This window comes from Micromonospora sicca, assembly GCF_003172935.1.
Lineage (GTDB): Bacteria > Actinomycetota > Actinomycetes > Mycobacteriales > Micromonosporaceae > Micromonospora > Micromonospora sicca.
On record NZ_QGKS01000332.1, the window covers coordinates 1 to 9,858 of the forward strand.

At 72.5% G+C, this 9,858-nt stretch carries 9 protein-coding genes and 1 pseudogene; 6 read left to right on the forward strand and 4 right to left on the reverse strand.

The genetic code is table 11. The annotated features are described in order from the left end of the window. Positions 1-2: 2 nt before the first annotated feature. Positions 3-713: a class I SAM-dependent methyltransferase gene (locus tag DKT69_RS27310; protein WP_109804364.1), complete on the reverse strand. Its 711-nt coding sequence runs from the start codon at positions 711-713 to the stop codon at positions 3-5. Positions 714-923: 210 nt separating this feature from the next. Here DKT69_RS27310 and DKT69_RS27315 point away from each other — a divergent pair, with 210 nt between their 5' ends. Then, positions 924-2,726, forward strand: coding sequence for a DUF6311 domain-containing protein (locus DKT69_RS27315; RefSeq protein WP_109804365.1), 1,803 nt, complete (start codon positions 924-926; stop codon positions 2,724-2,726). 25 nt (positions 2,727-2,751) lie between these two features. On the opposite strand, the gene DKT69_RS27320 is transcribed toward DKT69_RS27315, so the two are convergent. Next, on the reverse strand, positions 2,752-3,534 hold the full coding sequence (locus tag DKT69_RS27320) for a ferric iron reductase (protein ID WP_109804369.1): 783 nt from the start codon (positions 3,532-3,534) through the stop codon (positions 2,752-2,754). Between the two features lie 336 nt (positions 3,535-3,870). On the opposite strand from DKT69_RS27320, the gene DKT69_RS27325 reads away from it, so the two are divergent. The 4 genes from DKT69_RS27325 to DKT69_RS39195 all read left to right on the forward strand — a co-directional run bounded on the left by DKT69_RS27325 (position 3,871) and on the right by DKT69_RS39195 (position 7,466). Then, the gene (locus tag DKT69_RS27325; protein ID WP_109804366.1) at positions 3,871-5,400 is read left to right on the forward strand and encodes a peptide deformylase; all 1,530 of its coding nucleotides are present in this window, start codon (positions 3,871-3,873) and stop codon (positions 5,398-5,400) included. A 226-nt stretch (positions 5,401-5,626) separates the two neighbouring features. After that, positions 5,627-5,989, forward strand: coding sequence for a recombinase family protein (locus tag DKT69_RS40175; protein WP_236648383.1), 363 nt, complete (start codon positions 5,627-5,629; stop codon positions 5,987-5,989). 100 nt (positions 5,990-6,089) lie between these two features. Then, positions 6,090-7,124: an IS607 family element RNA-guided endonuclease TnpB gene (gene tnpB / locus DKT69_RS27335; RefSeq protein ID WP_201749886.1), complete on the forward strand. Its 1,035-nt coding sequence runs from the start codon at positions 6,090-6,092 to the stop codon at positions 7,122-7,124. 15 nt (positions 7,125-7,139) lie between these two features. Then, entirely contained in the window at positions 7,140-7,466 is a 327-nt protein-coding gene (locus DKT69_RS39195; protein ID WP_201749887.1) for a zinc ribbon domain-containing protein, read from the forward strand. Positions 7,467-7,510: 44 nt separating this feature from the next. Here the strand turns inward: DKT69_RS39195 and DKT69_RS27340 are convergent, their stop codons facing one another. Beyond that, positions 7,511-8,632 carry a globin domain-containing protein gene (locus DKT69_RS27340; RefSeq protein ID WP_109804367.1) on the reverse strand — a complete coding sequence of 374 codons (1,122 nt, stop codon included), beginning with the start codon at positions 8,630-8,632 and terminating at the stop codon, positions 7,511-7,513. A 146-nt stretch (positions 8,633-8,778) separates the two neighbouring features. Between DKT69_RS27340 and DKT69_RS27345 the strand changes: the two genes are divergently transcribed. After that, the gene (locus DKT69_RS27345; protein WP_109804368.1) at positions 8,779-9,552 is read left to right on the forward strand and encodes a CPBP family intramembrane glutamic endopeptidase; all 774 of its coding nucleotides are present in this window, start codon (positions 8,779-8,781) and stop codon (positions 9,550-9,552) included. Between the two features lie 73 nt (positions 9,553-9,625). On the opposite strand, the pseudogene DKT69_RS40885 reads toward DKT69_RS27345, so the two are convergent. Next, positions 9,626-9,858: pseudogene (locus DKT69_RS40885) on the reverse strand (hypothetical protein); the annotation flags it as partial.

Here is a 9,858-nt window from a genome sequence, read left to right on the forward strand (position 1 = left end):
GGTTAGGCGGGGACGCGGGCTATGGCGAAGACGGACTGGCCGAACGGGGGGCGGATGCGCTGCTCGGCGGCCTTGGTCGCCGGGAGGACCAGGGTGTCGTAGACCTTGACCATGGGGCCCTCCTTCGGCATCAGCCGGAAGACCTTGGTGGCCATGAAGTAGCCGATCAGGCCGAGCGCGTTCGCGTAGTGGATCTTCTCCACCGTCAGGCCCGCCTCGGTCATGGCCGCGGTCAGGGTCTTCTTCGTGTAGCGCCGGACGTGGCCGGTGGCGATGTCCGCCGGGCTCATCGCGAACTGGAACGCCGGCACGATGATCACCACGGCGCCGCCGGGCCGGACCAGGTCGCGCATGCTGCGCAGCGCGCCCACGTGGTCCTCGATGTGCTCCAGCACGTTGTACGACACGGCGGCGCTGTAGTCGCCGCGCTCCGAGTGCGGCAGCAGCATCTGCCGGACCTCGATGCTCGGGCGCTCGGCGAGCCGCTCCTTGAGCTGGACGAGCCGGTCCGGGTCCGCCTCGGTGGCGGTGATCCGGGGCAGGTGCTCGGACCACTCCAGGGCGTAGTCGCCCAGCCCGCTGCCGATCTCGATGGGGTTGTCACCGAGGTAGGGCACCGCCAGTTCGACGAACCACCTGCGGTGGTTGACCGCCGTCGCCAGTCCTTCGAGCACCTCCGACTGGACGCGCTGATCCCCAGTGATCTCTGCCATGCGTCGATTCCTCACGATATGACTGACCCGCGCCTGGACCGACAGAGTCAACCATCCGCAAGGACGGTGTGCGAATCGGGGCACCGGGGGTGGCCGAAATGTGGTCGGGGGTGGGCACGTGATCGGCGGTCGGCGAACCCGGCACATAGTACGCCAGTACCCCGAAACATGTCACGGCCCTGCCATACCCTGACTACGCTCCGAATTGTTATGACTACTCCTGAATCGGACGGCGGCACCGTTGCGGGTGAGCCCGGCCGGGGCGTACGGGACGGGCGGGGCCGGTGGATCGACGCTGCCGCCGTGCTCAGCTTCGCGCTGCTCGCCTTCTGGGTGACCGCCCGGTTCTGGCTGAATCCCGGCGACGGGGTGCGGGACAACCGCTCCGATCAGGCGCAGTTCGAGTGGATGATGGCGCACGGTGCGCGGGTGGTGACCGGTTTCGCCTATCCGTTCGTCTCGGACCGGATGAATTTCCCGGACGGCGTCAATCTGATGGCTAATACGTCCGTATTATCCATTTCACTCCCAATGACGCCCGTCACCGTTCTCCTCGGCCCGCGTGCGGCTTTCCTGGTCTTTCTGACCGCGGGAATGATCGCCACCGCCGTGGCCTGGTACTTCGTCCTGTCCCGGGTGCTGATCGGGGCCCGGGGACCGGCCTGGCTCGGGGCCGGCTTCTGCGCCTTCGCGCCGGCGATGGTGTCGCACGCCAACGCCCACCCCAACATCGTCTCCCAGTTCGTGGTGCCGTTGATCGTCTGGCGGACCCTGCGGCTGGCCGAACCCGGGCGCTGGCTGCGCAACGGCGTGCTGCTCGGACTGGTGATCGTCTGGCAGGCCTTCCTCAACCTGGAGATCCTGCTGATGACCGCGATCGGCCTCGCCGTCGTCGTCGGCGCGCTCGCGCTCGGCCGTCCGGAGCTGCGGCGGGGCATCCGGCCGTTCGCCGCCGGGCTCGGCGTGGCCGCCGCCGTCGCCGGGGCGCTGCTCGCGTACCCGCTGTACGTGCAGTTCTTCGGGCCGGGGGCGTACCAGGGACTGTCCCGGCTGATCCGCGGCTACCGCACCGATCTCGCCTCGTTCGTGGCCTGGTCGGGCGAGTCGGTCGCGGGCGACCCCCGCGGCAGCGCCCGGTTGGCCAAGAACGCCACCGAGGAGAACGCCTTCTTCGGGTGGCCGCTGGCCGTACTGGTGATCGCGCTGGTCTGGTGGCTGCGACGCAACGCCGTCGTGCTCGGCCTGGCCGGGGCCGGCCTGCTCTTCGCCGTCTTCTCGCTGGGCCGGGAGATCCGCTTCGACGGGCGGGACACCGGCGTGCCCGGGCCGTGGGCGCCGCTGGAGAACCTGGCGATCCTGCACTCGGTGGTGCCGACCCGCTGGTCGCTCGCGCTGACCCCGATCGTCGGGGTGCTGCTCGCGCTCGGCGCGGAGCAGGCGCGGCGGCTGGCCCGAGGGAACCCCGCGGCCCGGCCGCAGATCCGGTTCGTCACGGTCACCGTGCTGGCGATGGCCCTGCTGCCGATCCTGCCGACGCCGCTCCCCTCGGTACGCCTCGACCCGACGCCGGAGTTCGTCCGCTCGGGGGCCTGGCGCCCGTACGTGGCCGGCGGGCACAGCATCGTCACCCTGCCGCTGCCGGACACCAACTACGCCGACCCGCTGCGCTGGTCCGCCGAGACCCGGCTGGAGATGCCGCTCGCCCGGGGCTACTTCCTCGCGCCCGACACCCGGCCCGGGGCCGGCCGGGTCGCCCTCTTCACCGCCCCGCCCCGCCCCACCAGCACCTTCTTCACCGAGATCCGGAGCACCGACGCGGTGCCGCCGATCACGCCGCAGGACCGGGTGGCCGCCGTGGACGACCTGCGGTACTGGCGGGCCGGGGCGGTGCTGCTCGATCCCCGGCAGAAGCAGGCGGGCGCGTTGCACCGGGGGATGACCGAGCTGACCGGGATCGATCCGGTGCTGACCGGCGGGGTGTGGCTCTGGGACGTCCGCCCGCTGGTCGACTGAGTGCCGGCCCGGAAGCCGGCACGAATCAGGAGGGTCGGACGCAGCAGCCCTGGCAGATCTTCGGCCGGGGCAGCGTGAAGGCCAGGCAGCAGGTCCGCCGCTGGACGGTCGGCTCGCCGGCCGGGCCCGGCACCAGCTCCACCAGGTCGGCCAGGTCGAGCGCGTCGAGCAGCGTCTCGATGCTCCGGGTCGACGACCCGGGCAGCGCGTCGGCGGCCCGCAGGATGCCGTGCGCGATGCCGGAGGCGACCGAGCCGAGCAGCGTACGGGTCCCGATCCGGACCTCGGCCTGGATGGCCGCGATCATCGGGGCGAGGTGCGCGTCGAGCAGCGACGCGCGCAACGCGTCGAGCAGCTCCGCCTCGCCGGCGACCACCCGGACGTCCGGCGCGCCGGTCAGCGCCAGCGGGTCGCCCGGCAGCACCGCGACCGCGGTCGAGCGGCGCAGGCCCAGGGTGAGCAGCGGGCGGTGGTCCTCGAAGTGGATCAGGACGTCGGCCGGGTCGAGCAGCGGCACCCGCCGGGCCGAGGCCCAGCCGAGCACCGCCGGCAGCGCCAGCCAGTAGCTGTACGACTTCCAGGCCAGCGCGGCGCAGGCGTGCGGGGTGCCGCCCCAGCGCACCGTCGCGGCGCGCAGGAACTCGGGCAGCAGCGTCCCGTCGACCAGCCGGGTCGCCGGGGCCCAGCGCGCCTCGTCGGAGGTGACCAGCAGGCCGGGCGCGAGCCCGGGCAGCTCGTCCGTACCGAACATGGCGCGCAGGGTCGCGGTCACCGGGGCGAGTGGCGCGGCGATCTCCCGCCTCGGCATCACCGCTGTCACCTGATCGTCCCCTGTCTGGTCGCCCCGCCGGTCGGTATCAGCAGGCCCATCTGAGCTAAGGCTAGCCTAACCACAGGCTCCGGGTCGGGGGAAGCGGCACCGAGGGGCTGATGGAGAGGTCCCGGTCACTCCGCCGACCGGTCGCCGCGTGCCGGCGTACTACCCGGCAGGCGGGGGCGGAAACGCCGGCCGACCGGGCGAGAGGCGGCGCGAGCATCGACGTACGTGGCTGAATTGTCAAGGCGAGTGTCGAATACGAGCCATTTTCTGTGCACGTTCGGCCACCCAACGTGAAACTGGTACTCCCGGCCACGAGGAAGCCGAATGACGACCTCACCCATCGAACGGGCCGCCGACTCGTTCGCCGCCGAACTCGCCCGGCACCGCACCGGCCGGGGGCTGTCCAAGAAGCAGCTCGCCACCCTGATGGGCTTCGACCCGTCCTACGTCAGCCACGTCGAGGGCCGCCGGCACCGCCCGACCGAGGACTTCGCCCGCCGGGCCGAGGCCGTCCTGGAGGCCAGCGGCGCGATCTGGCAGCGCTTCCGGGAGTACGACGAGCTGCGGCACGCCCGTAACGGCGGGGCGCACCGCGAGCCGGCCGTCCCCGGCCAGTGGCTGCCCCCCGGCACCGGCCTGGTGGTCGAGCGGGAGCTGGCCACGCTGACCCACACCGAGGACGGCTACCACTGCGTGATCCGGCGGGAGCTCTACAACGCCGGGACCGAGCCGGTCAGCCGCTACCTGGTCCGGGTCGCCGTCGACCGCTACCCCAACGACCCGGGCCGCTCCAACCGGCACCACCGGGAGCACCCGCTCACCTTCGCCGAACTGCAACTGCGGGCGTACCGGGACGACGGCGGCGAGCGCGAGCCGATGCACTGGCGGGCCAAGCACGACCGGGACGCGTTCAAGGAGATCTGGCTGCTCTTCGAGAACGCCGAGGGGCGCTTCCCGCTCTACCCCGGCGACCGGGTCACCATCGAGTACGCGTACCGGGTGGGGCGGGACAAGTGGGGGCCCTGGTTCCAGCGGGCGGTCCGCCTGCCCACCCGCCACCTGGCCGTCCGGCTGGACCTCCCGGTGGGGCTGGACCCGCAGGTCTGGGGGGTGGAGACCTCCCTCTCCTCGGAGGAGGGCCCGCTGCGTACCCAGATCCAGCGGCACGACCGGGACGGCCGGGCGCTCTTCGACTGGTCCACCGACGACCCGCCCCTCAACGCCCGCTACCGGCTGCAGTGGCGCTTCCGCAACCAGCCCCCGGACGCCGAGCCGGACGGTCCGGCGAGCGGCCTGCAGGTCCGGGCCAGTGACCGGATGCGCGGCATCGGCATCGTGCAGCGCGGCGACGACCTGCTCCGCCAGCCCGCCCACCAGTTCGACCTGCCCCGCCAGGAACGCACCGCCCGGGACGTGGTCGACCGGCTCTGCGCCATCCTGGTCCGCCTCGACGAGCTGCACCCGTTCAGCAAGGGGGTCGGCATCGCGGCCCCGCAGCTCGGGCTCGGCTGGGCCGCCGCCGTGGTCCGCCCGGCCGACCGGGCGGCCGAGCCGGTCGTCCTGCTCAACCCCCGGATCGTCGACTCCGCCCCGGACAGCGACGAGCAGTACGAGGGCTGCCTCTCCTTCTTCGACCACCGCGGCCTGGTGCCCCGACCACTGCGGATCGACGTCGAGCACGCCCAGCGGGACGGCAGCCGGATCATCACGTCCTACGAGTACGCGATGGCACGCCTGGTCGCGCACGAGATCGACCACCTGGAGGGGCGGCTCTACGTGGACCGGATGACGCCCGGGGTGCCCCTGGTGCCGGTCGAGGAGTACCGGGAGAGCGGCAACCCCTGGCGCTACTGAGCGCTCCGGCACGCGGGCCGGTTGCCGGCCCGGCCCGCGCACCGGCGGACGGGGGCCGGGTCGCGTGCCCAGGGGGCTGCCAACTGTTGCTCGTTGAGTAAGCACTATGTCCTGGTGAGCTTGAAAGAGTGGGCGTTGGCGCAGGGTGTGTACCGGGTGACGGCGTGCCGCTGGTTTCGGGAGGGTCGGCTGCCGGTGCCGGCCGGCCGGGCGGGGGCGGCTGATCGTGGTCGGTCCGCTGCCGAAGCGGTCGGTTCCCGGCCGGGTGGTGGCGTGTGCCCGGGTGTCGTCGGCTGGCCAGCGTGATGACCTGGAGCGGCAGGCCGGGCGGGTGGTGACTGGCGCGACCGGGCGGAGCCTGTCGGTCGACCAGGTGGTCACCGGGGTCGGCTCCGGGATGAACGGACACCGCCGCGGGCTGTCCCGTGTGTTGTCGGACCCGCCGGTTAGTGTGCTGGTCGTGGAGCACCGTGACGGGCTGACCGGGTTCGGGTTCGGGCATCTGGCCGCGGCGGTGGTCGCCGGCGGTTGGCAGTTTGTGGTCCTCGACGACGCGGAGACCAGCGACGGCCTGGCGGGCGTGACGTGACTGAGGTCGTTATCTCGTTGTGCGTACGGCGGTATGGGCGAGGGTTGGCGGCATGCCGGGCGGCGGTGGCGGTGGCGGTGGCCACCGGAAGCGAGCAGCTGTGAGTCTCACGGTTACTCAGGCGTACCGGTTCGCCCTGGACCCCACCCCCGCACAGGAGCGGGACCTGTTGCGGCACGCCGGGGCGGCCCGGGTGGCGTTCAACTGGGGCCTGGCCCGGGTCAAGGCCGTCATGGACCAGCGGGCGGCCGAACGCTCCTACGGCGTCGCGGACGAGAAGCTGACCCCGTCGATCGGCTGGAACTTGCCGGCGCTGCGCCGGGCTTGGAACGCCGCCAAGGGCGAGGTGGCGCCGTGGTGGGCCGAGTGTTCCAAGGAGGCGTACAACACCGGCCTGGACGCGCTGGCCCGCGCGTTGACCAACTGGTCGGATTCGCGATCCGGTAAACGTGCTGGTCGCCCGGTCGGCTTCCCCCGGTTCCGGTCGAAGCGGCGCACGACGCCGAGCGTGCGGTTCACCACCGGCACCATCCGCGTCGAAGCCGACCGCATGCATGTCACGCTGCCCCGTCTGGGCCGGATCAAGCTGCACGAGTCGGCCCGAAAGCTCGCCCGTCGCCTCGAAGCCGGCACCGCCCGGATCCTATCCGCGACGGTGCGCGGGAAGGCCGGTCGCTGGTTCGTGGCCTTCACCTGCGAAGTCAAGCGCGCCGAACGCGCCCCGGCCCGCCCGGACGCGCTGGTCGGCGTCGACGTCGGCGTGCGCCACCTGGCGGTGCTGTCCACCGGCGAACTGGTCGCCAACCCACGCCACCTGGGTAACGCCACACGCCGGCTGCGGCGCATGGCCCGCGCGGTGTCCCGCAAGGTCGGCCCGGACCGGCGCACCGGAGGGCGGCCGTCGAAGCGGTGGGACCGCGCCCGCGCCGATCTGGCCCGCACGCACGCCCGCGTGGCGAATCAGCGCCGGGACGGGCTGCACAAGCTCACCACCGGGCTGGCCAACCACTACGGCACCATCGTGGTGGAAGACCTGCACGTCGCGGGCATGGTCCGCAACCGGCGCCTGGCAAAGGCGGTCTCCGACTGCGGGTTCGGCGAGATCCGCCGACAGCTCTCCTACAAGACCACCTAGAACGGCGGACGGCTCGTGACGGCCGACCGGTGGTACCCATCCAGCAAGACCTGCTCGGGCTGTGGCGCGGTGAAAGCCAAGCTGCCGCTGCACGCCCGCAGGTTCACCTGCGATCCGTGCGGCCTCGTCCTGGATCGGGACGTCAACGCCGCCCGCAACCTCGCCCAGCTCGTCGTCGCCGGGAGTGGCCCGGAGACCGTAAACGGACGTGGAGCCGACCGTAAGACCCTCAGTGGGCCGGTGGCGACGAAGCGTCAACCCGGCACCGCCCCGGCGGGCAAGACCGGGACCGTCGTCCGGCAACGGACGACTGCGAGCCGTGAGCCTACTCATGCTCACTGACTCGCAACGGCAGGGGCACGCGACCCGGCTCGGGGGAGAAACGTCTACAGGTTGCCGAAGGTGTCGTACCGGATGTGCTCCGGCGGTACCTCGTCGGCGGCGAGCGCGCGCAGGGTGGCGCGGACCATCGGGGCCGAGCCGGAGACGTAGCAGTCGTGCGTCGTCCAGGGCCCGTACCGGGTGACCACCTCGGAAATGTCGCCCAGCTCGCCGTCGAAGTCCGGGTCCTCGCTGCACGCCGGCGTCACCGAGAGCCACGGGTGCGCGTTCACGAACTCCGCCAGGCCGGCGACGCCGTAGAGCTCGTCCGGCCGGCGGGCGCCGTAGAAGACGTGCACCCAGCGGGTCCGGTTGAAGCTGGTCAGCTCCTCCACCAGCGCCTTGATCGGGGCCAGCCCGACCCCGCCGGCGACGCAGAGGATGTCCCGGGTCGACGACCGGTCCAGCGTCATCGACCCCATCGGGGCGGCCACCCGGAGCAGGTCGCCCGGCTTCGTGCGGCGGACCAGCGCCCCGGACAGCCAACCCGCCGCCCCGGCCGGCGTACGCACGTGGAACTCCAGCACGTTGTCGTCGTTCGGGGCGTTCGCCACCGAGTACGTCCGCCACACCCGCGGGTGGTACCGGGGCGCCTCGACGCTGACGTACTGGCCGGCCTTCCACGGCAGCGGGTGCTGGAGGGCGCGGACGGTCAGCACCGCGGTGTCCGGGCCGTGCCGCTCGTGGGTGAGCACCTCGGCGTGCCAGAACGGCGGGTTGTCGTCCGCCTCCGCCCCGGCCAGCATCTTCTCGCTGATGCTCGCGTACGCCTCCCGCCAGGCCTGGTCGTACTCGAGGTTCCAGCCGTCGCCGGCGGTGCTGCGCAGCGCGTCCAGCAGGGCGACGCCCATGGTCTCGTAGTGGGTGGCGTCGACGTGGTACTTGCGGTGGTCCCGGCCCAGCGCGCGCAGGTACTCGTCGAAGCTCTCCGGGTCGCCGACGGTCTGGGTGGCGGTGACGATCGCCTCCAGGATCCGGTCGCCCTGCCCGCTCATCTGGACCGGGAAGAGCTTGCGCAGCTCGGGGTCGAGGAGGAAGAGCCGGGCGTAGAAGTGGCCGCTCAGCCGGTCCCGGTCCTCCTCGACCAGGGTCCAGCTCTCCTTCAGCAGCCGCGCGAAGTTCTCCACGGGGGCACGCTCCTTCTCCTGACGGCGGATCGGGCCCCGATAGAATCTCCACGCAGCGTGCCCAGCGGTCGCACAGAATGTGCGACCGGCTCACCTGGGTCGCGAGGGCGGTGCCGACGGGCCCTCACGTGCGGCACAGTGGTCCGGTGACGGTTGACGAGCTGACCCGCCCGGTGTCCCGCCGGACCCTGGGCGCCGAGACGCTGCTGGTGCTCGGGCTCTCCCTCGGGCAGTCGGCGGTCTACGCGGTGGTGTCGCTGGCCGCCAAGCTGACCGCCGCGGGCCCGCTGTCGAAGCAGACCGCGTCGTTGAACAACTCCCAGTCGGCCCGGCCCTACCTCGACCTGACGTACCAGCTCGTCGGGATCTTCTTCGCGTTGCTGCCGGTGCTGCTCGCCGTACACCTGCTGGCCCGTGACCCCGGCGACCCGGCGCGGACGCTCGGGGTGGACCTGCGGCGGCCCGGGTCGGACCTGGCCCGGGGCGCCGGCCTGGCGGCGCTCATCGGCCTGCCCGGGCTGGCGCTGTTCTGGGCGGCGGCGCAGCTCGGCGTCAACGCCACGCTGGTGCCGGCCGCGCTGCCGCACCTGTGGTGGGCGGTGCCGGTGCTGATCCTCGCCGCCGTGCAGAACGCCGTGCTGGAGGAGGTGATCGTGGTCGGCTATCTGGTCAACCGGCTCTGGCAGCTCCGGTGGCGGCTCGGCGCGGTCGTCGCGGCGAGCGCGCTGCTGCGCGGCTCGTACCACCTCTACCAGGGCTTCGGCGCGTTCCTCGGCAACGCGGTGATGGGCGTCGTCTTCAGCCTCTTCTTCCTGCGTACCCGGCGGGTGGCGCCGCTGATCGTGGCGCACACCCTGCTCGACCTGGTCGCCTTCGTCGGCTACGCGCTGCTGCCGAAGTCCTGGTTCGGCTGGCTGTGACGGGCGGGGCGGGATACGGCATCCCGCCCTTTCCGGACCGCCTGGATGCCCGACCTGCGACATCCTGAGTCGATCATGCCGGCTCGTGTCCCGACGCCGGTCTCGTCGGCCCGGTCACCGGCGCCTCCCTGGTCAGTGCCGCCGGGCGGGCCGATCGGTAGGCGGTGATCGCCCGGGCGGCGAGCCGCTCCGCGGCCGCCGCGTCCCCCGCCGCCCAGAACAGCGCCAGCCCGGGCAGGCCGATGAGCGCCGCCAGGCCGGCGCCCCGGGCCAGGTCCGACCCGGGCCGCCGCAGGTCCACCCCGA

What these genes read in the sequence shown, in the direction of transcription:
- DKT69_RS27310 (WP_109804364.1), bottom strand. Translation starts at nt 713, where the DNA reads ATGGCAGAGATCACTGGGGATCAGCGCGTCCAGTCGGAGGTGCTCGAA.
- DKT69_RS27315 (WP_109804365.1), top strand. Translation starts at nt 924, where the DNA reads ATGACTACTCCTGAATCGGACGGCGGCACCGTTGCGGGTGAGCCCGGC.
- DKT69_RS27320 (WP_109804369.1), bottom strand. Translation starts at nt 3,534, where the DNA reads ATGCCGAGGCGGGAGATCGCCGCGCCACTCGCCCCGGTGACCGCGACC.
- DKT69_RS27325 (WP_109804366.1), top strand. Translation starts at nt 3,871, where the DNA reads ATGACGACCTCACCCATCGAACGGGCCGCCGACTCGTTCGCCGCCGAA.